This window comes from Methanobacterium sp. BAmetb5, from assembly GCF_003491305.1.
In the GTDB taxonomy this organism is placed as follows: domain Archaea; phylum Methanobacteriota; class Methanobacteria; order Methanobacteriales; family Methanobacteriaceae; genus Methanobacterium.
This window is the reverse complement of sequence record NZ_CP022706.1, coordinates 1,702,758-1,722,500: the sequence shown is the minus strand read 5'-3', so window position 1 is coordinate 1,722,500 and position 19,743 is coordinate 1,702,758. Positions and strand designations below refer to the sequence as shown.

Genomic DNA, 19,743 nt, shown 5'->3' with positions numbered 1-19,743 from the left:
AAATCCCAGAATACCTGATTCAAATAGGATGCTTCCCTTTATTTCCCAGTTAGTGAATCCTATTGCCTTTAGAACCCCTAGTTCCCTGGTTCGTTCCATAACACTGATGAGCATGGTGTTGATCACACTGATGATTCCCACCAGGAGGGCCATGCTGGCTATGATTCCCATGAATATCAGGGCTTGGTTGGTCATTTCTTGAACTTCTTCCACTTTATCTGATTTGGTTACTGCGGAAACTCCAGTTACCTGTTTTTCCACCTCGTCAGCTACGGTTTTAGGGTCTCCATTGGTCTGGGCGTAGATGGCACCCACCCGGTTACCGGCGATCTGTTTGGCCCGGTCCTGGTTTATGTGAACGTAGAGGGCTGTAACTTCTTTAGATACCCCGGTCACTGTTAATTCTTGATCTTTAACCTTTATTTTACTCCCAATACCATAACCAAATTTATCAGCCACTGCCTGGTTGATTACTACTCCTTCAGTACCGTTTATGATCTTAACATCTTTCCAGTTGTTGGTTCCTTCGAAGAATAATCGAGTGCCATTTATTTCCTCGGATAAGAGGGTTACCTCCCGGAAGTCATACAGTTGGGGCATATTTCGGATCTTGGATATCGTGTCTGTATCCATTAATAAGGTTCCCGTGGTTGATTCAGGAGAAATAGCTATATCATACATATAAGAATTGGTTTCATCCTTAATAGCCGTGGTTGTACCTGCAGTTACTCCCAGAAGCACCATGAGAGTGGCCGCGCCAATGATTATTCCCAGCATGGTCAGGGCACTTCTGAGTTTTCTTCTTCTAATATTGTTAAATGCCAGTTTGTATAGGTCCATTTTCTTTTCACTCCATTTCATCTAATAATAATTTTAAACCAGGGGGAGGAGGATTAAACCCCCCTCGTATTCATCGGGTAAATTTTAAAATCAGGTCTGAATTTCTCCGTCCAGGACCTCAATGGTTCTCTCGGCCATGGAGGCCACCTTCATGTCGTGGGTTACCATGATCAGGGTTACTTTTTCCTTTTCATGGAGTTCTTTAAGGCGTTGAAGGATCATTTCCCCGTTTTTTGAGTCCAGAGAACCGGTTGGCTCATCAGCCAGTATAATGGAAGGTTGGTTAGCCAGGGCACGGGCAATGGCCACTCTTTGCCTTTCTCCCCCGGATAGTTCCGTGGGTTTTCTGGAAACTTTATCCTGTAATTTCACGTATTTTAGAACCTCCATGGCCCGATCAATCATCTGATTGTTCTTGCGTCCCGTTCCGTACATGGGGATGAGTACATTCTCCAGTACAGTGAGGTTGGGGATGAGGTTGTGTAACTGGAAGATGAAGCCCATCTTCTGGGAACGGAAGGCACTTAGATCCTTCATTTTTCTCAGATCATTCCCGGCAACATTTATGGAACCAGCATCGGCGGTGTCCAGTGCACCGATCATGTTGAGCAGAGTGGATTTACCTGAACCTGAGGGGCCAATGATGGATACAAATTCTCCCTTTCCTATTTCCAGGTCAATTCCATTCAAAGCCTTTATCCTACCTTTATCGTAACTTTTTTCCAGATTTTTTATTTCCACAATGTTTCCATTATTCATAGCGCAAGGCCTCCGTTGGTGGTAGTCTACTGGCCCTTATAGCAGGATATAATCCTCCAATTACTCCAACAAATATGGCGATGCCCAGTGCCTTTAAAGCCAGGGCAGGAGTGAATATTAGTTCTAAAGGAGTTGCTGAAAGGTTTATAATGACTTCAATTCCAATAACTCCCAGAATTATTCCTACAATAGCAGCTAGTATGGTCAGTACGATGGATTCTCCCAGTATCATGGAAAGAATTCTCTTGCTCTTCCATCCCACGGCTTTAAGGACTCCTATCTCCCTGGTTCTCTCGAATACAGACATGATCATGGTGTTTATAATACCTATTCCACCAATTACGATAGCCAGGAGGGAAATTGCCATTGATGCGGTTTCTACCATTTGTAAACTGTCATCAGCTTTTTGGAAATCCTCAATTGATGATATGGTGGTTAACTCCCCAGGATATGCTTTTTCCACTGATTGAGAGACTGTTTTTAAATCAGCACCACTGTTGATCTTCACGTAGATCATGTCCACTTTTCCTTCATTTTCATCCAGGGCCTGGAGTTTTTCCAGGGACAATCCACCCACAGAATCCAGATCCTTATTTCCGGTTTCAAATATTCCAGTTATGGTGTATTTATTGCCGTTAAAGGTCAATGTGTCTCCTACTCTCTTGTTTAACTTCTCAGCAGCCAGTTTACCCAGTACTACTTCATTTTTATCATCTGAATACGCAGTTCCCCCTATCATTTTAGCCCCCAACATGTTCAGATCTTGGGATCTGATTCCCGCCAAACCCAGTTGAGTACCATCTATGGTTCTGCTACTAATATAAACGCCTGCTGCCTGTTTAACTCCATTTATTTTACTTATTTCATCTACTCGACTGTTTTTTATGGAGTAAGTTCCTGATGATGATTCTGAAGTGGTGTTTTTCATAACCACGAAGTCGGCCCCACCAGTTTTCAACTGTTCTTCAATACTTACCTTGAGTCCTTCCGTAACCATTCCCAAAGCCACGATAGTTGCTATCCCAATAGCAATCCCTATAACTGCCAGTGCCAGGCGAGCTTTATTCCTGAAGGGATTTTTGGCCATGAGTTTAATAAATGACAAATTAATCACCCGTTCTATACGATAAATTTCATTTTATACAAATAATTAAATCAATTTAGCAAAATAATCCATTTTAATCTTTATTTTTTCATATTAATTGAATTTAAGCCTGCAATCTCTATGTTTATTATTAATAAAATGTCCCTCCAGTTGGAATAGTGAGGCGGCATAATCGGAGTTGATTTTTTTCACTTATTTTTAACCAACTTTCATCAGGACATCTGATCTTTAAACTCACTGTTTAACCATTAACTTTTCAAACTACCTCCTTTTAGATAACTTCATGCTATTTGTAATATAACAGTAGTTTAAACCTTTAAAAATAGTTATTCCAGAATTTAACCTCATTTCCCCCGTTTTTTATTCCACTTCTCCCGGAGTTCCCTAAAAATTACACCCAAATTCACTCCTAATGTAGATAAAAAAAATGCAGAAAAATAGCCTAAATAAAATAGATTACCTAAAATGATCAATCCTAATTTATAATCCGTTTAAAAACACCATTAATAATGATTTAAGTAATCAAATGCAGAAAAACACATAAAAATAAAAAAAAAGAATTAAAAAAAATAAACCAGGCTGAATGGAAAGATATGTGAGTTTAACCCCTCAAACCACCATAAAACATCTCTAATTTCAGTGATGAGCTGCTTCTACCGGGACATTATTCGCCAGGTAATAAACGTTGCTGCTGCTGGATACTCTAAATTCGTCCCAGATCTCCAGGAAAATATCGAAGTTTTTTTCCATCTTGTCCGATAGGAAATACAATGCCCCGTATCCTTTTCCGGTTGAGGTCACTATGCTGTTTTTCTCTAAAACCTCAATGTGGTATTTTATTGTTTTGTAGTTTAGAGACAGTCTTTCTGCCAGCTGATTTGCATTGTAAGGACGGTTTTTTAGTTCATCTATTATTCTGGCACGGTTTAATCCGCCCTTGGTACCGGCCAGTAATTTCCATAGGAATTTTCTCAACTTACAAACCCCCTATATATTAAATATCTTTTTTACGTCCTTCTATAATTCTTAAATTTAATTTCAGGTATCTGATCATTAATTCGTAGAACCATTTAGACACGAACACCATGGCCACCACCAGAAGAATTCCCCCGATGGTTACCGCAAATCCACCCAGCATGGTGAATAGACTATCCATCAATACACTAGTGTTTGGACCAATCGACGGTGCCAAAAGCAATTTTGGGAAAATGAAGCTCAACAACGGTAACAGAACCCAGTAAATTCCTCCAAATATCATTACAAAACCAATCACGAACAGAGTAATTATGATAGCTACAACCACCAGAACGGGCACAGCCACAAATATCAGATTAAAAAGACCTAATCCCATTATTGCCAGTATTGCTTCTATTATGCTACCCACTGAGGGTTTATCCTCCGCCTTTTTGACCATATGATCGGCTTTGATCTGCTTGGCCACGTTTTTGGGATTTCCCAGGGCCTTTGAGATTTCTTCTTCAGTTCTGCCCTTTTCCATACCAATTGTAAAGTGCTCTTCGTAGTCAGAAATTATGTCTTCCCTGTCCTCCTTTGGAAGTTTTCTCAGGAGTTTTCTAAGTTCCTTTAGATATTCATCCTTATTCATCCTTAATGGCCCCCGAATCATTCGTAATTTCAGAGTATAATAAATTATTAACACCTACGGAGAAACTCCGCCATTCTTTAACTAATTCTTCTTTTTTAACCTTACCCAACGTAGTCAACTGGTAATATTTTCGAGGAGGGCCCCCCTGGGATTCTTTCAAATATGAATCCAGGAATCCCTCCTTTTTCAACCTTTTAAGAAGTGGGTAAATGGTTCCTTCAGAAATGGAGATATTTTTGGAGATTTCATCCACCATTTCATAACCATAACAGTCTTTTCTGTCAAGAAGGACCAGAACACAGAGTTCTAGTACCCCCTTTTTAAATTGAGTGTTCATGATCATCACTGCATCTTACAAGGTACTGTATAATGCAAGGTACTATTTATAGTTTAGGACCAGGTGTTGATCACACCACTCCCGATATTAAAAAACCACAACCTATTTGAAAAAACCATATAAATTGATAATGTGATAAAATAAAGAATTTATGGATATTTTATCTTTTAAAAAATGATTTTAATTCATATTTTATAAAAATCACTGCCTAAAAAATATAAAAAAAGAAAATAAGATCAGTGCTTCAAGTAATCTGACGTGGAAGACAGTGATTTTACTGTTACCTCTGAATTTTTCCGGATTACGAATTCACTGAGCCCTACCTTTGACTCCGGGTTTTCCCAGTGATAAGTGTACCCCAATCTTGTCCAGGGTAATCTTTTGGTAAAATAGGAGTAGCGGGTATTGTTCAGGAACCATATTTTGTAGGAGATATCTGTGTTATCCGGGAAGTATAACTGGGCCACTGTATCATTTATCTCATTATCAGCCGAAGGTCGGAATAAATCAACGGGTTTAACCCATAACTCCACAAAATAGGAGTTATTTGTATCCGGGGGTAGGCCTAAAAGCTGGGCAACCTCTAATCTAGGATCCCCACCAGAAGGGGGATGAGCGGTAAAATAATTTTTCACCTCGGGATAGGCCGTCACCCAGGTATCACCCCAAGAGGTTTTGATACTTTGCCCTATCGGATAGCTAGACGGATACTTAGTCCATGCAACCATTAGAACCCTTTTATCCGCACCCTCCACCTGCCAGGATAGATTATTATTGGATTCAACAATGGGAGTGAGATTATTATAAATATCATCCCCATCGGGAAACATGGCATTAAATACCGCCCCTCGATAGAAAAAATCATAACCAGGGCAGTTACTAGTAGTGTATACACCAGCAGTTAATATCAAAACCGATAACAACACCAAGAACAGTGCAGATCTTCTTATTTTCATTAAAAAGCCCCATTATCTTAAATTCATTTTAAATAGATTTACAATCCATTATTTACATTTTTTAAGCCCTAATCATTAATCACTTTCATTTATTAAATACTCAGCTACAACCAGCATTTCATAGTCTTCCGTGGTTAAAGGATCGTTTCTACTGAATTTGCCGAGTTTACATCCGTAAATATCTACAGGGTTGAAGTTCAAAGATTTTAACAACCAGGTTATTTCGGAGGGAACGTAGTATCGTTCATTACAGTTTAAATTAAGGACCTTACCTTCATCATCTTCTATTTCCATCTGGTACTCATCCCGGAAGGTCATTAAATTAAATGAGTTCTCCCTATTGGTTTGAGATTCAGAATTAGAGTTTATGAAATCTTTAACTGAATGGAATAAGGGGAAAAGCCCATTTAAGGTGGTGAATATTAGTTTACCTCCCTTCTTTAATGATCGGCTGGCACTTTCCAGTATCTGGAAGTTCATTTCATCGGTTTCCATGAGGGGGAATCCACCCTCACACAGCATGACCACCAGGTCAAACTCTCCCTGGAAGGGAAGTTTTCGAGCATCGGCCTCTATAAAATCAATTACCACTCCCGATTCTGCTGCCTTTTCTCTGGCCTTTTTGAGCATTTTTGCAGATAAATCAACACCTGTAACCTGGTAACCTCGTTTAGTGAGTTCAATGGCATGTCGACCTGTTCCACAACCCACGTCTAATATTTTACAGCTTTTATTATGGTTTATTTCTGATTCGAGAAAATCGACTTCTCCAACTGTTCCTTGGGTGAATGATTCATCTTCATATTTATCTACGAAATTTTTGAAAAGTTTTTGGTACCATTGTTCCATAATATCATCCTTAAATAAGATTTAACTGTAATATAGAATTTAGATCTCCTTTTGTATTAATTTTAACTTTACCCTGTTTTAAAATGGACATAGTTTACCATACGAATAGAAAAGTTTAAATAATTAAACTTTTACATTTACTATTAACAGTGTAAAGTGAATTGCTAAAATAAGTAAAGTAATAGTGAAAAGACGGAAAACCTTAACATGTATTTTTATTGGAAGATCTACGGCCTAAACAGGTGATCCTCATAAGATACAAACACAACACACACCTTTAATGGCTACTAAACCACACCTTAACTGTAGATCTTCCATTACCCCTATATTTTTAGTTTTTTTATAAAGAAAGGTTAAGAACTAATTTTGTGATTATAATCAACTCTTAAAACAGTTCATCACCACTACGGTGGTCAAAAGCAGGGTGCAGATCAAAACGTACTGCTCCTACCACTGCTTTTCCCTTCACTGCCCGGGCAATAAGAGCAGTTCCTTCACTCCCAAACCCGGCACATAGTTCAATGGCAGTCACACCATCAGCAACCAATTTTTGGGCAGTTTCTTCTGCTTCCTGATAATTTTTAACACCAACCACCGAAAGTTCAATTACTGGTGATTCAATTACTGCACAGTGCTTTTGCGGATCAGCTTCCGGAGCAACAAATATAAATGCGGCTTTAGTTGTCATGTTTTTTATTTAATGCCCTAACCTGTTATTTAATACTATCATACGCTAATAATTAGATCCTGATTACGTTTTAATTAAGGAAAGGGTATCTGCATCAGGAAGAACTAACTAAGCATGATAAATATTGTGTTATCCGCAAGTATTTGAGGTTATTTTATGACCCATCTGATGACTAAATTTAAATACAACCCATTAAAACCACTTTTAGAATCAGATGACCCGGCAGTTGCATATTTTACCCGAAGAGACATTCTGGAAGAATGGGTGGATCCAGTCACTAAATTGTGGAATTTGCCCCCGATCCAGAAACTCCTAATAAAACAGCTTGATGACGGTTCATGGCCAGCCAAAGGCAAAACTAAACATACCGGCGTTAAATATTCATTAATTGAAACCTGGAAAGCTTTGAGATTCTTAATCCAACAGTACCAGATGAACAACACCCATCCTGCCATCAGGAAAGCTTCGGAGTATGTATTTTCCTGTCAAACTGATGAAGGAGACATCCGGGGAATTTTAGCCAACCAGTATGCCCCCTATTACACCGGGGCATTGATGTACCTACTTATCCTGGCAGGCTACGCAGATGACCCCCGTATTGAAAAAGGGTTCAGATGGCTCCTCAAAATGAGGCAGGGTGATGGGGGCTGGGTAATTGGCAGCCCGGGTATCACTGGTATTACCCATCTTAACCGCCAGGAACTTTACGATTTAACTTCCAATGAAAATAGGGAAACTGCCCGGGCCTTGGATAAATCCCAGCCTTTCTCCGCAGCAGGTACAGGGATGGTTCTCCGGGCATTTTCTGTTCATCCTTCTTACAAAAAATCCAAGGCAGCCCGGACTGCTGCCCTGCTTTTAAAGTCAAAATTCTTTAAAAAAGACAACTGGACCTCTTATCAACATCCAGATAACTGGTTAAGATTCCAGTATCCATTCTGGTGGACCAATCTGGTCACGGCCCTGGATTCACTTTCCCTGATGGGTTTTTCCCCCGAAGATTCAGACATTGAAAATGCATTGAACTGGTTAGTTAACCATCAGGAATCGGACGGTTTATGGAAGGTGTCCTATTCCCGAATTCACAAAGAACCGGATAAAAAGAGAACGTTAACATCCCGATTATGGGTTACTCTATCCATCTGTAGAATTTTTAAAAGGTTTTACTCGGATTTTTAATCACTCTTAATTAAAGATGGGAAGGGTAACCACGGAGAAACTGGTTGATTAATATTTCCGAACTTACAAAAAGAAATGTTCAGAATAGATTGAATAACTTGATAAATCGAATATCTTACGTTTACTGGAGGATTATCTCAAATGTTATACAGAAACTTTGGAAAAACTGGCAAGAAAGTTTCCATACTTGGTTTTGGATGCATGCGCCTTCCCATACTGGATGGGAACCCGGAAAGGATAAATGAACCCCTGGCAACAGAGATGCTGCACCACGCCATAGACCAGGGTGTGAATTATGTGGACACTGCTTATCCCTATCATGGCCTCGATGCCACCCAGGGTGGTCAGAGCGAGATCCTACTGGGAAATGCACTGAAAGATGGATACCGTGATGAGGTGTACTTATCCACTAAATTACCCAGCTGGTTGATAAACAAAAAGGAGGATCTGGACTATTATCTTAACGAACAGCTCCGGAGGCTTCAAACTGACCGTATTGACTTTTACCTCCTCCACGGCCTGGGACAGAGAACCTGGGAAACTTTGACCAGTCTGGATGTTTTCCAGTTTCTGGACTCAGCCCGGGAAGATGGTCGGATAGGATACGCTGGTTTTTCATTCCATGATGAACTTAAACTATTCAAAGAGATAGTGGACTCTTATCCCTGGAGCTTTTCCCAGATACAATACAACTACATGGACCAGGACTTCCAGGCCGGGAAAGTCGGCCTGGAATACGCTGCATCCCAAGGTTTGGGAACCGTGGTTATGGAACCACTGCGTGGTGGTTGCCTGGTGAGAAATATTCCCTCTGATATTCAGGCTATATGGGACAGTGCCCCGGTTAAAAGAACACCAGCAGAATGGGCCTTAAGGTTCCTCTGGGACCAAAGTAAAGTGAACATTGTTCTAAGCGGCATGAGTACCCTGGAAGATGTTAAAGAGAATCTAAGGATTGCTAATGATGGACAAACCCACAGTTTGACTGAAAGTGAGAGAGATTTGATAGAAAAAGTTCGGAAGACTTATAAGGCCCGGACACACGTTGGTTGTACTGCCTGTGGTTACTGCATGCCCTGTCCCGAAGGAGTGGACATTCCCCTGAATCTAAACCTGTTAAATGATGTTTATCTATATCAGAACCTGGAAAAACCCTCGGGAAATTACAAGTTCCTAAAAGCTAAGGGAGGCAGTGCATCATTCTGCACCCAATGCGGTGAGTGTGAGGAAAAATGCACCCAGAACATAGCAATAAGCAAATATCTCCAGGAAACTGTGGAAACCTTTGAACAAAATAATGAATAAATTGGCAATGGTTGAATCTAAAGTTTTAAGTTCTTTAACATTGTTAATAATTGAAATCCCTTAAATCAGGGATTTTATTTAAAAACCAGATTCAACTGAGAATTAAAAAAAATAAATTCCCATAAATTAACCACGAAACGTATGTTAATACGAAGATATCCCTCTAAAGTAATAAAAAACTAAAAAAAATAAATAAATTTTTAATTTTCAAACTTTAATTGATTCCGCCATCGCAAACCATGTTAAAAATAGTTGAATTGGACTTACTAAAAAGTTAATCCATTAATTAATCACCGGAATACCGTTTGAAACCGCTTAAAATTAACTTTTTACCGAACATTTTTTAAGGTATGCCCAAGAAAAATTTACCCATGCACCCAGAAAATGATGAAAATCAACCAGTAACAATCCGAACCCCCCAAATAAAAGACGGAAATCAAATTTATCATTTGGTAAAAAAAAGCAGACCATTAGAGATCAACTCTGTATACAGTTACCTCTTGATATGTACTCATTTTGACCATACCAGTGCAGTAGCAGAGTGGAATGATAAAATAATAGGTTTCATATCCGCTTACATTAATCCGCACCAGGAAAACAACCTTTTTATATGGCAGGTGGCGGTGCTCCCCACCATGCGTGGTCAAGGCCTGGCCACCCAGATGATAGAAAATATCCTCCACCGAAAAGAAACCCAATCCATTGAATTTATTGAAACCACAGTGACCCCCACCAATGATGCTTCCATGGCTTTATTTGAGAATATCGCATCTAATCTGGATACAAATTTAGAGAAAACATCTTTTTTTACCCCAGAAATCTTTGGCAATCCACCTCATGAAGAAGAGTTACTTCTCCAAATAGGACCCTTAAATAGGTAGATAATGAAGGAAATTAAATAAAATAGATTGAAATCAGCGTGATATGATGAAAACATTCAAGGAACACGAATCACAAGTACGTAGTTATATAAGAAGTTTCCCTGCCATATTCCAGAAAGCCAGAGGTGCCACATTGATTGATGAACAGGGAAAAGAATATATTGATTTTTTTGCAGGTGCCGGGACATTGAACTATGGACATAATAATCCACTGGTTTCAGAAGCCCTGATTAACTATTTAAAAGAGGACTACATTATCCACGGCCTGGATCAGGCCACCACCGCCAAAAAAGTATTCTTAGAAAAATTCTACGACACCATCCTGCAACCAAGACACATGGAGTATAAAATACAGTTTACAGGGCCAACTGGTACCAATGCCGTTGAATCAGCATTGAAATTAGTTAGAATGGTTAAAGGAAGATCCAATATCATTGCCTTTACCAATGCCTTTCACGGTCTGACCATGGGTTCCATGGCAGTAACTGCCAATGAATTCTATAGGGACGAAGCATTCATCAACCGGGCCAATGTGAGTTTCATGCCCTTTGATGGATACCTAGGAGAAGATGTTAACACCGCACACTACCTCCGGAAGTTTCTGGAAGATCAAAGTAGTGGTGTGGACCTGCCGGCAGCGGTACTACTGGAGACCATCCAGGCAGAGGGTGGTATAAATGTAGCCAGTGATGAATGGCTGAGAGAAATCGAGCAGATATGTAAAGATTTTGATATACTGCTAATTGTGGATGATATCCAGGTAGGAAACGGTCGAACCGGGACTTTCTTCAGTTTTGAAAATGCCGGGATCAACCCGGACATTATCACCCTTTCCAAATCAATTGGAGGGGGCTTACCCTTATCCATGGTGCTGATGAAAGGAGAACTAGACCAGTGGAAACCCGGAGAACACACCGGAACATTCCGGGGAAACAACCTTGCTTTTGTGGCAGCCACAGAGCTTTTAAGCTACTGGGAAAATGATAATCTCTCTAATGCTGTTTATAACAAGGAAAAAATTATTAAGGAAAAATTAACGGGAATAAAAAACCAATACCCTGAAATACAGGCAGAGGTGCGTGGTCGTGGCATGATATACGGACTTAAGGTTCCTTTAATGGGTTTCTGTAGCAATGTGTCTGAAGAAGCATTTTCACAATATCTGCTCATTGAACTGGCTGGTGCCAACGATGATGTGCTTAAACTCCTACCACCCCTAACCATTGAAAATGATCTTCTCCAGGAAGGACTGCAGATAATAGAAGATTCTGTACAGGCAGTTATGGAAAGAAGGGAAGCTATACTTGAGGGTTTAAACCATGATAGTCAGAACCATGGATGAAGTTGAAGGCACTCCCCGGGAAGTTTTCGCTGAAAACGGGAACTGGGTTAGCAAACGTTTCCTGCGGGAAGAAGACAATATGGGCTTTTCCCTCAATGAAACCATAATCTACGCCAACACTGAAACTTTGATATGGTACAAAAACCATTTAGAGGCGGTTTACTGTGTGGATGGTGAGGGAGAGATAGAAACCACCGAAGATGGCACGGTATATCCCATCAAACCCGGCACAATGTACGCCCTTGATAAAAACGACCGGCACTACCTCCGGGCTTACAACAAGGATCTGCGGCTTTTATGTGTTTTTAACCCCCCACTGGTGGGGGATGAAGTCCATGACGAGGATGGTTCTTACTGATGCCCCAAAAAATGCCCCCCTAGTGATTTTATCTTACTTACCCGATGATAAACCACATTTTTTAAACAACCCTTAAAGAATGATAACTATAATTCTGGTGTTCTTTTCAAATTCCCCGCAAAGTCCTCGGCGTCTTTAAGATCCCTGGCATTGGGTCGGCCCTTATTCATTCCCCCAAACAGTTTCAAAAAACTATTGGTGTTAAAACCCTTACACTGGAATTCATCAACGATCACGTACCCCTTTGATTCTAGTTTTTCCCGGAGTGCAGCGTGATCCTGGTATGCCTTGGATTTCCCAGTTATTCCACTAGTTGAAAAGAGAAATGCTTTCTCATCCATCACCAGATGTAGTTTATCCGCCAGTTCTAGCAGATATTCATGGTGTTTGGCACTGTAAATCCCGGAGCCGAAACCTACCAAGTCATACTCCAGAAGCGTATCTGGATCAATTTCATTTGGTTCTTTTATCGGTGCATTAAGAACTTTAGAAAAAACTTTAGCTATTTTCAGTGTATTTTGATGATGATATGAATATAAAACCAGTAAATTTTTCTGTGGCAACTGATCCATCTTTCCTTCTTTTTCCATTCTTTTCCACCCCTTACTTCATTCCCCTTTTAAGGTCTTATCCACATCCCCGGAAATTATACAAAAAAATAAAAAAAATCTGGATTTATTCCAGATTTAATTTGATTGAACCAATTTTAGGTGCCAGGTAGTTGTATAGAATGGCAATTAACGCGGTTTCTATGAAGTAGGTGATGAAATTGGTTATAAATTCACCATAGTTTCCAGACAATATGCCTGATATGAGACCTAACAATGTGAAAACAAGGGCTACTGCTAGGGCTGTTGGTAGTACGGGTATGTGTCTAAGTTCATGTAGGCTTCCAGTAATTTGACCGAAGTCCAACTGGATTTTAGCTACTCTGGTGACTATGTAGTTGTAGAACAGTGCGAATAAAGCGTTCCAGATGAATCCAAATACAAACATCAGTATGGGCAGGCCGATTATTAAAACCAGGGCCACGATTATCCCCGCAGCTCCAACTTCTGCCCCACCAGGTAACGCTGCACCCGAAACATTGGTTATGTTGGCGGTTATGTTAGCTGCTGCCGGCATGGTGCTGACTGCACTGATAAAGGATAAAAGAGGTGAAATCACCGCTGCTAATACCAATCCAACTATAAAGGCCCATATAGCCCCAATGGCAGACTGGATCAGGGAAAATGAGATCACTGGAATTTTTTCCACTTCATTACCCTCTAATTCCAACTTAACTCCACCTAATTTAGGCACTAACAGGTTGTAAAGCAGCACTGAGAAAAAGCTTACCACTATAGTACTGAAAAATGCCCCGATGGGTAGGAGAACAATTAAAGGTATCCCCAGTCCAGTCACTAGATTAAACTGCCCTATTTGAGGGATTAATCCTGTGGCCTGTACAATAATCAGGGCAATTAACATCACCACTGCACCAATAAAACCCAAAATTCCGTATATTGAAGCTGACATCCGGGTAAAGGGTGTCAGTTTAATAGATTTAATTTCTTTTACATCTACCATTTCTTAATCTCCTTTTTTTATTTTTAACTCAAAGGTGGTTCAAACCATACCTCCCCTACGGGGAATCCTTTGAATTTTTTTGAGTTCTTACCGTTACTTAATTTTAGTTTAAACACTTAAAAGAACTTTTTCCAAAATTTACTCAGCATTTATTCTTCTTTCCCTCCAAATTCGATCCGAATTAAGGCATCCCTGGATTTTCCAATGATAAAAAATCAGGACACAGACTTCCAGAAAAAATAGGTTTTAATAGTTGGATATCTGAAATAACAAAAAAATATTATTCCCTGGTAATCATTAAAAGTAGTGCCAGGGCCGTGAATTCCAGTCCTAAAAATATTAAAGGTAACAGAGCATTGATGATGGTTGCCGGAGGATTGAATACGAAATAGACTGAGAATAAGATGTTTTGAACCAGGAAGAGTGAGGCAAATAACACCAGGGTAGTGGTGAATTTGGACTTCACCTTAAGGTATCGCTCCACATAGACGTAGAGCATTCCAATTAAAAGGATAATATTGGCAATACTGGTTATCAAAGCAGATGCTTTAACCAAAGCAAGCAGAGTGGGTATTAAATTTAAAATACCATACAAATTAATTTCCATTAACATCTTTTACACCTTATCCTTTTAATTTCGTTTATTGTGGCTTATTCTTCCTTAAATTCTTCCCAAATCGACAGGAATAAGTTATAATTTTTTTCCATCTCATCTGAAAGGAAATACAAGGCACCATACTTTTCTCCAGTGGATTCAACTAAGTTGTTTTCCTCTAAAATATCTATATGGTGTCTGATGGTTTTATAATCCAGGGAAAGTTTTTCAGCGAGTTTATTAGCATTGTAGGGCCTTTTATTCAGTTCAACTATTATTCTACCACGGTTCTCCCCGCCTTTATTTCCCGCAATTAACCACCATAAAAACACTTTCTTCATAAAGGACTCCTGCAAATGGATCAAAGTTATTAATGCGCATTATTATATGAATCCGTGAATAGATTTTTTATCACAATATAGATATAAATAATATTATGAATGTTTTAAATCATTTTTGTCTAGCAATATCCTCCACTGTGGCATAAGGATGGGAATACCTCCCATTAACTTCAGTATAAGTTTTTAAAAATCGTGGGGATTTAATCTGGATGGCTTGCTGTGGGCAATAATTGATACATGCATAACAGGAAAAGCATGGAATCTCTTTCTGCCATAACGGTTCTTCGTTAATTAATTTTATTTTTTCTGAGAGGCAAACCTTTTCACAAGTCCCACAACTCACACACTTTGAATCAGAATAAAATTGTACACTGTAAAATCTATTAAGAAAGGGAAGAAAAACGGATATAATCGAGAATGCAGGCATGTCACTAGTAAATGTTGTATCTTTTTTGCGGCTTTGTTCTTTATTTAAAATAATTTTCTGGATTAAATCCAGACTATTTTGGACTTCAACATCGAGATCAGCTATTTCTTCTTCTGTGGCTTCATGCCAATCATCGAATTTAGGGTCATTACTGGCCATATTGACTGAAAAAAATGAATCCAAAAGTTTACCCTTTTTCTTCAATCGATTCTCTACATCAATAAATGCTCTATGAGGGGTGCCAAACCTAGTTGCTATGGCAAAAATATATTCTGCGGATTTTAAGTCCAATTTATCTATAAATTTTCTTACTGGTCCGGGGGACATTGCCATGTGGATGGGAAAAACAAAACCAACTGTATCAGCACTGATTTCAATCGTTTCTTTATCTAGAAGCCTGATTAAAGGAATTAATTCTGTATCTGGAATTCGTTTTTTCAACTCTCGGGCTACATGAAGCGAATTCCCTGTGCCTGAAAAATAATAGATCTCAACGCCCATGATAACCCCCGTTTAATTGAAAAATTTAAAAAAATTAGAATAATACACTGAATCTTCGAATTAACTCCTCAATCTTTTCATCAACATTGTCTCTCCATATTATGATGTCTGTTCCCACCACAGTCCCTCCTTTGGACTGACAGATTTTTTTCATTTTACTGATGGCCTTATTTCCCCCAGTCCAGTTAAAAGGCAGCCCTTTTGTGACAAAACAGGCAATTTTTTTATCCTGCAGAGATTGAATCTGCTCCAGATAGGCTGCCATAGCCGGTGCAAGGTTAAATGCGTGCACTGGAGAACCGAATACCAGTGCATCATAACTCTGTACATCGGGTTGATTCTGGAAGGTGACGTTCTTGGACCCTGGATTCACATCACCCCCTGTGGTTACCCGTTCAATATCTACCAAATGTCCATTGGCCTGTAATTTTTCCTGTAGTTTTTCCGCCACAGAATAGGTGTGCCCAGTTTCAGAATAGACTACAATTCCTATTTTCATACAAAAACCCCCTTTTTAACGATTTTTTTATTAAAGTTCCTTAAATTCCAACACTATTTCCCCTAATCAGTGCCCTGACCAGCTTTGAAAAGAGATTTATCTAAAAGTGTCTTGTTCGTCTGTATATGTATTACTTAATAATAAAATTTTCAATGGTTTAATCATCTTTTAAAATCAATCCCCGACATTATTTTGCAGCTCTAATTTTTTAATTATAAAATAAACTATTTTATATAAGAGTCTGAACTAGCCCTTCACTGAATTTTAATTGGACGAAATTTGTTTTGATGTAGTCTACAGTAACTTATCAAACGAAAAATCAGAGTTCTACCGTTGAAAAATGATGGAATACTCATTCTACAGTTGAAGTTTAAGAATTTGAAATAGTCTACAGTTAAAGATCCAGTGTCAAAAATAGGTCTTTTGTCAAATAAAGAGAAGCGTTTCTATTTATTTTAACGTTTAGTTAAAGTAAAAAAAGTTAAAATTAAAAAAAAGTTTAAAAATGGAGAATTATCTCCATTCTGTAGGTTATTCCTTGGTTTTATCCTCATCTGGATTGATTTTGATTACTTCCAGCTCATGGATGTACCTTTCACCACGAAGAGCAGATAGTATAGCTGACAGACCACAGAAGAAAGCCCCAATATAGAATGAAACTCTCAATGAGGGCATGAAAGCTTCAGCCAGTGTGGATGGGAACCAGGTAGTTCCAGTTAGGGTAGTTAAGGTTGCCGGAGGTATGTGGCTAACCACTGCTGAGGGTACACTGCTTAAGATGGTTTCAACCGGGTTGTAACCCAGGAATGCCGAGAACAGCGCTCCAGTTGGTGGTATGTTACTGAGGACTGGGGCCAGTTGTACTGCCCCAATATTTACCAGGGAGGAGGCAATGGCATCCGGGAAGCGCTGGGTTATTCCCACAATGACTATGGTGAAGAAAATAGCCATACTGGCAGTGAAAGCCGTGTTCATTATGGTGGTCAGCATGCCGGAAGCTACACCCCTTTCCTGGGGAGGTACGGAGTTCATTATGGATGCGCTGTTTGGTGAACCGAACATCCCACTGCCCAGTCCCATGAAGAACAGGGTTAAACCTAATTCCCAGTAATTAAAGTTATAAGGAAGTGCGGCTAAGGCCAAAAATCCGATGGTGTTCATTACCATCCCTATGGTGGCGATCCAGCGGGGGCCGTATTTATCGGAGAGTATTCCAGAGATGGGCCCCATTATTATCACTCCCAGGGTGAGGGGTAACATGTAAACTCCAGCCCAGAATGGGGTGGATTCATAGCTGTATCCATGTAGAGGTAACCATATCCCCTGGAGAAGAAGTATGAGCATGAACATCATACCTCCCCTGCTCAGTGAACTAAGGAAACCAGCAACGTTGGCGTAACTGAACATTTTTATCTTGAAAAGGTCCAGTCGGAACATGGGGTTTTCCACTTTACTTTCCACCACTGGGAAGAGTGCCAGGAGGATGAATCCCCCTATCATTGAGACCATGACCCAGGGGTTGTTCCAACCCATGGCGTCACTGCCGTAGGGCATTAATCCGTAGGTTACTCCCAGTAGGAGTATGGTTATACCTGAGACGAAAGTGAGATTTCCCCAGATGTCCAGTTTGGTTTTGGGGGCACGGAGTGAGACTTCTTTAAGTTTGAAGGTGGACCAGACTGTCCCTAAGATTCCAAAGGGTACACTTACCAGGAATACGTATCTCCAGTCGAAGACCGCCAGTATTCCTCCCAGGAGGAGTCCCACAAATTGGCCAGACATAAGGGCCACCATGTTTATACCAAGGGCCTTTCCTCTCTCACTCACCGGGAAAGCATCGGTTAGTATGGCCGAACTGTTGGCCATGGTCAGGGCACTGCCCACAGCCTGAACTATCCTGAAGAGGATGATTTCTATGGCTCCGGCATCACCAGTGGACGGGGTAAGGTAAAGCAGTATTGAGCCTACGGTAAATATCAAAAATCCCAGTTTAAAAAGCTTCACCCGACCGTACATATCTGACAGCCGCCCGAAACTCAAAAGCAGGGTGGCGGTTACCAGTCCGTATCCCATCAGTATCCATAAAAGATACTGGAAAGAGGTTAAAGGGTCAATGTGAATGCCGTTGAAGATAGCGGGAAGAGATATCAGGGTTATGCTACCGTTGATGGTTCCCATCATGGAGGCAATTATAACGTTGAATAGTGCTATCCATTTATAATCCAGTCCTTTTTTTCCTTTATCTTCTGATGAGCTGAGAGGCGAATTGCCCCCTTTAGAAACGTTATTATTCATCCAGGTTTTCCTCCGTGCCATGCAGCTTGGTCAAAGCTTTAATGGTTAATTTTTTTAATAATTCACTTATTCTATTCTTTTCAGTGTCAGTTAATCCTTCACTCATTGAATCTTCCCAATCCTGAATTATGCCGAGTATATTGGGCATCAATGCTTTGCCCTCGGGTGTGAGGTAAAGAAGGTATCTTCTACGGTTTTCTGGATCAATCCTGCGGCAGATGAATCCCTTGTCTTCCAGTTTTTTCACTCCCCGGGCCACAGTCCCCTTATCTATAAAGAAGTGGGTGGCCAGATCTTCCTGTGTCTGACCTTCCTTCTTGTAAAGTCCAATTAAATAGAGAAATTGGCTGGCAGTAACATTCAAACTTTTCAGTTCATTGTTCAGATACATCATTCGAGTTCTGTGGATTATGGAGACGAAAATACCCAATGGAACATCGTTAAGATCATTTTCGCATATTTTTTTAATCTTATTCACAATTAACACCAGAAAAAGTGATTTTAGAAAAAATTGATACAATATTTGATGTAATTACAGAGTTAGATCTGATACTATATAAATATGTTGCTTATGCAACAATTGTATAGACAACAAGAATCAGAGTGTGTTTTCATAATGTGAAATAACCCCGGAAGTTAGTAATTAGAAAAAAAGTGCCATATGGCATCAATAAATGTTAAAAAAACCATAAATATTTAGTATTTGAGTAATTTACAGTTCTTTAACCATAACTGTCCTATTTTCATTGTTGTAAAACCCATTTTTAAGATAAAAAGTCTCAGCAGGTATTCCTTTATTGGTTAAAAGTATAACGCGAGTGTATCCTGCTTCACGCAGGACCTTAAACAGGAGATTTACTGTTTCACCACCAATACCATTCCCTTGCCTCTCATTTTCAACAAATAATTCATCCACAAAGAACTCCTTCCCCCTCCACCAGGATCTTTGATGCCCCAGACAGACCGCCACGATTTTAGAATTCTCACCCATTACAAATCCTTCAAAAACCGGGTTTTCCACCAGTTCCTTTAAATATTTTCGGGATTGTTCCCAGGACCCCCATTCATCGTACCAGGGATCAGCAAAAAACACCTTTTTAAAAAGGAGGGCACATTCATCCAGGTCTTGCCGGGTGAATTTCCTGAAATTCAGTTCATTGTGGAATTTAAACTCTTGGGAAATTTCATTTCCTGATTCATCCTGGAAAAAGTAATCCCAGTGACTTTTTAGGGAACTACCTTCAAAATGATCCTTTAAAGGATTGCTGGTAAAATGTTCTTTAACTGAAGATTTTATTGACATTCCATCCA

Annotated in this window: 23 protein-coding genes (1 of these 23 cut by a window edge); 5 read left to right on the top strand and 18 right to left on the bottom strand. The window is 39.7% G+C overall.

What is annotated here, in order from left to right; all coding sequences use genetic code 11:
* The 9 genes from CIT02_RS08395 to CIT02_RS08355 all read right to left on the bottom strand — a co-directional run.
* A protein-coding gene (locus CIT02_RS08395; RefSeq protein ID WP_292611505.1) for an FtsX-like permease family protein crosses the window boundary here: on the bottom strand, positions 1-840 show its 5' portion. It extends 213 nt beyond the left edge of the window; only the first 840 of its 1,053 coding nucleotides appear in the window; its start codon is at positions 838-840; its stop codon lies off the left edge, out of view.
* Between the two features lie 90 nt (positions 841-930).
* Positions 931-1,599: an ABC transporter ATP-binding protein gene (locus CIT02_RS08390; RefSeq protein WP_292611503.1), complete on the bottom strand. Its 669-nt coding sequence runs from the start codon at positions 1,597-1,599 to the stop codon at positions 931-933.
* Entirely contained in the window at positions 1,592-2,713 is a 1,122-nt protein-coding gene (locus CIT02_RS08385) for an ABC transporter permease (protein ID WP_363123637.1), read from the bottom strand. The genes CIT02_RS08390 and CIT02_RS08385 overlap by 8 nt, the downstream gene beginning before the upstream one ends.
* A 627-nt stretch (positions 2,714-3,340) precedes the next feature.
* The gene (locus CIT02_RS08380; protein ID WP_292611499.1) at positions 3,341-3,679 is read right to left on the bottom strand and encodes a winged helix-turn-helix domain-containing protein; all 339 of its coding nucleotides are present in this window, start codon (positions 3,677-3,679) and stop codon (positions 3,341-3,343) included.
* A gap of 19 nt (positions 3,680-3,698) precedes the next feature.
* Complete coding sequence (locus CIT02_RS08375) at positions 3,699-4,310, bottom strand: HAAS signaling domain-containing protein (protein ID WP_292611497.1); 612 nt, start codon at positions 4,308-4,310, stop codon at positions 3,699-3,701.
* Positions 4,303-4,647: a PadR family transcriptional regulator gene (locus CIT02_RS08370; protein ID WP_292611495.1), complete on the bottom strand. Its 345-nt coding sequence runs from the start codon at positions 4,645-4,647 to the stop codon at positions 4,303-4,305. The genes CIT02_RS08375 and CIT02_RS08370 overlap by 8 nt, the downstream gene beginning before the upstream one ends.
* A gap of 236 nt (positions 4,648-4,883) precedes the next feature.
* Positions 4,884-5,603: a hypothetical protein gene (locus tag CIT02_RS08365; protein ID WP_292611493.1), complete on the bottom strand. Its 720-nt coding sequence runs from the start codon at positions 5,601-5,603 to the stop codon at positions 4,884-4,886.
* Positions 5,604-5,678: 75 nt separating this feature from the next.
* Entirely contained in the window at positions 5,679-6,452 is a 774-nt protein-coding gene (locus CIT02_RS08360) for a class I SAM-dependent methyltransferase (protein WP_292611491.1), read from the bottom strand.
* 385 nt (positions 6,453-6,837) lie between these two features.
* On the bottom strand, positions 6,838-7,140 hold the full coding sequence (locus CIT02_RS08355; protein WP_292611488.1) for a DUF6506 family protein: 303 nt from the start codon (positions 7,138-7,140) through the stop codon (positions 6,838-6,840).
* 156 nt (positions 7,141-7,296) lie between these two features.
* Between CIT02_RS08355 and CIT02_RS08350 the strand changes: the two genes are divergently transcribed.
* From CIT02_RS08350 to CIT02_RS08330, 5 genes are all read left to right on the top strand, one after another.
* Positions 7,297-8,319 carry a prenyltransferase/squalene oxidase repeat-containing protein gene (locus tag CIT02_RS08350; protein ID WP_292611486.1) on the top strand — a complete coding sequence of 341 codons (1,023 nt, stop codon included), beginning with the start codon at positions 7,297-7,299 and terminating at the stop codon, positions 8,317-8,319.
* A gap of 141 nt (positions 8,320-8,460) precedes the next feature.
* Positions 8,461-9,624, top strand: coding sequence for an aldo/keto reductase (locus CIT02_RS08345; protein ID WP_292611484.1), 1,164 nt, complete (start codon positions 8,461-8,463; stop codon positions 9,622-9,624).
* Positions 9,625-9,995: 371 nt separating this feature from the next.
* On the top strand, positions 9,996-10,505 hold the full coding sequence (ectA, locus tag CIT02_RS08340) for a diaminobutyrate acetyltransferase (protein ID WP_292611482.1): 510 nt from the start codon (positions 9,996-9,998) through the stop codon (positions 10,503-10,505).
* Positions 10,506-10,548: 43 nt separating this feature from the next.
* On the top strand, positions 10,549-11,847 hold the full coding sequence (gene ectB / locus CIT02_RS08335; protein ID WP_292611480.1) for a diaminobutyrate--2-oxoglutarate transaminase: 1,299 nt from the start codon (positions 10,549-10,551) through the stop codon (positions 11,845-11,847).
* A complete protein-coding gene (locus CIT02_RS08330; RefSeq protein WP_292611477.1) occupies positions 11,825-12,205 on the top strand; it encodes an ectoine synthase in 381 nt (126 codons plus the stop codon). The genes ectB and CIT02_RS08330 overlap by 23 nt, the downstream gene beginning before the upstream one ends.
* A gap of 86 nt (positions 12,206-12,291) precedes the next feature.
* On the opposite strand, the gene CIT02_RS08325 is transcribed toward CIT02_RS08330, so the two are convergent.
* The 9 genes from CIT02_RS08325 to CIT02_RS08285 form a co-directional block, all read right to left on the bottom strand.
* Positions 12,292-12,795 (bottom strand): flavodoxin family protein, encoded by a 504-nt coding sequence (locus CIT02_RS08325; protein ID WP_292611475.1) that lies wholly within the window; start codon positions 12,793-12,795, stop codon positions 12,292-12,294.
* A gap of 85 nt (positions 12,796-12,880) precedes the next feature.
* Positions 12,881-13,774, bottom strand: coding sequence for a hypothetical protein (locus CIT02_RS08320; protein ID WP_292611473.1), 894 nt, complete (start codon positions 13,772-13,774; stop codon positions 12,881-12,883).
* A 280-nt stretch (positions 13,775-14,054) separates the two neighbouring features.
* The gene (locus CIT02_RS08315; protein WP_292611471.1) at positions 14,055-14,387 is read right to left on the bottom strand and encodes a hypothetical protein; all 333 of its coding nucleotides are present in this window, start codon (positions 14,385-14,387) and stop codon (positions 14,055-14,057) included.
* Positions 14,388-14,425: 38 nt separating this feature from the next.
* A complete protein-coding gene (locus CIT02_RS08310; protein WP_048072686.1) occupies positions 14,426-14,710 on the bottom strand; it encodes a winged helix-turn-helix domain-containing protein in 285 nt (94 codons plus the stop codon).
* A 109-nt stretch (positions 14,711-14,819) separates the two neighbouring features.
* The gene (locus CIT02_RS08305; protein WP_292611467.1) at positions 14,820-15,638 is read right to left on the bottom strand and encodes an EFR1 family ferrodoxin; all 819 of its coding nucleotides are present in this window, start codon (positions 15,636-15,638) and stop codon (positions 14,820-14,822) included.
* A gap of 34 nt (positions 15,639-15,672) precedes the next feature.
* Positions 15,673-16,137 carry a flavodoxin domain-containing protein gene (locus CIT02_RS08300; protein WP_292611464.1) on the bottom strand — a complete coding sequence of 155 codons (465 nt, stop codon included), beginning with the start codon at positions 16,135-16,137 and terminating at the stop codon, positions 15,673-15,675.
* A gap of 531 nt (positions 16,138-16,668) precedes the next feature.
* On the bottom strand, positions 16,669-18,432 hold the full coding sequence (locus tag CIT02_RS08295) for an MFS transporter (RefSeq protein WP_292611462.1): 1,764 nt from the start codon (positions 18,430-18,432) through the stop codon (positions 16,669-16,671).
* Positions 18,425-18,910 (bottom strand): MarR family winged helix-turn-helix transcriptional regulator, encoded by a 486-nt coding sequence (locus CIT02_RS08290; RefSeq protein ID WP_292611460.1) that lies wholly within the window; start codon positions 18,908-18,910, stop codon positions 18,425-18,427. Before CIT02_RS08290 ends, CIT02_RS08295 begins: the two co-directional genes overlap by 8 nt.
* 234 nt (positions 18,911-19,144) lie before the next feature.
* A complete protein-coding gene (locus CIT02_RS08285) occupies positions 19,145-19,735 on the bottom strand; it encodes a GNAT family N-acetyltransferase (RefSeq protein ID WP_292611458.1) in 591 nt (196 codons plus the stop codon).
* Positions 19,736-19,743 lie beyond the last annotated feature (8 nt).

Excerpts from the sequence above, each read along its gene's own strand:
- CIT02_RS08390 (WP_292611503.1), bottom strand. The coding sequence starts at position 1,599 with ATGAATAATGGAAACATTGTGGAAATAAAAAATCTGGAAAAAAGTTAC.
- CIT02_RS08375 (WP_292611497.1), bottom strand. The coding sequence starts at position 4,310 with ATGAATAAGGATGAATATCTAAAGGAACTTAGAAAACTCCTGAGAAAA.
- CIT02_RS08370 (WP_292611495.1), bottom strand. The coding sequence starts at position 4,647 with ATGAACACTCAATTTAAAAAGGGGGTACTAGAACTCTGTGTTCTGGTC.
- CIT02_RS08365 (WP_292611493.1), bottom strand. The coding sequence starts at position 5,603 with ATGAAAATAAGAAGATCTGCACTGTTCTTGGTGTTGTTATCGGTTTTG.
- CIT02_RS08360 (WP_292611491.1), bottom strand. The coding sequence starts at position 6,452 with ATGGAACAATGGTACCAAAAACTTTTCAAAAATTTCGTAGATAAATAT.
- CIT02_RS08355 (WP_292611488.1), bottom strand. The coding sequence starts at position 7,140 with ATGACAACTAAAGCCGCATTTATATTTGTTGCTCCGGAAGCTGATCCG.
- CIT02_RS08350 (WP_292611486.1), top strand. The coding sequence starts at position 7,297 with ATGACCCATCTGATGACTAAATTTAAATACAACCCATTAAAACCACTT.
- CIT02_RS08345 (WP_292611484.1), top strand. The coding sequence starts at position 8,461 with ATGTTATACAGAAACTTTGGAAAAACTGGCAAGAAAGTTTCCATACTT.
- ectA (WP_292611482.1), top strand. The coding sequence starts at position 9,996 with ATGCACCCAGAAAATGATGAAAATCAACCAGTAACAATCCGAACCCCC.
- ectB (WP_292611480.1), top strand. The coding sequence starts at position 10,549 with ATGATGAAAACATTCAAGGAACACGAATCACAAGTACGTAGTTATATA.
- CIT02_RS08330 (WP_292611477.1), top strand. The coding sequence starts at position 11,825 with ATGATAGTCAGAACCATGGATGAAGTTGAAGGCACTCCCCGGGAAGTT.
- CIT02_RS08325 (WP_292611475.1), bottom strand. The coding sequence starts at position 12,795 with ATGGAAAAAGAAGGAAAGATGGATCAGTTGCCACAGAAAAATTTACTG.
- CIT02_RS08320 (WP_292611473.1), bottom strand. The coding sequence starts at position 13,774 with ATGGTAGATGTAAAAGAAATTAAATCTATTAAACTGACACCCTTTACC.
- CIT02_RS08315 (WP_292611471.1), bottom strand. The coding sequence starts at position 14,387 with ATGTTAATGGAAATTAATTTGTATGGTATTTTAAATTTAATACCCACT.
- CIT02_RS08310 (WP_048072686.1), bottom strand. The coding sequence starts at position 14,710 with ATGAAGAAAGTGTTTTTATGGTGGTTAATTGCGGGAAATAAAGGCGGG.
- CIT02_RS08305 (WP_292611467.1), bottom strand. The coding sequence starts at position 15,638 with ATGGGCGTTGAGATCTATTATTTTTCAGGCACAGGGAATTCGCTTCAT.
- CIT02_RS08300 (WP_292611464.1), bottom strand. The coding sequence starts at position 16,137 with ATGAAAATAGGAATTGTAGTCTATTCTGAAACTGGGCACACCTATTCT.
- CIT02_RS08295 (WP_292611462.1), bottom strand. The coding sequence starts at position 18,432 with ATGAATAATAACGTTTCTAAAGGGGGCAATTCGCCTCTCAGCTCATCA.
- CIT02_RS08285 (WP_292611458.1), bottom strand. The coding sequence starts at position 19,735 with ATGTCAATAAAATCTTCAGTTAAAGAACATTTTACCAGCAATCCTTTA.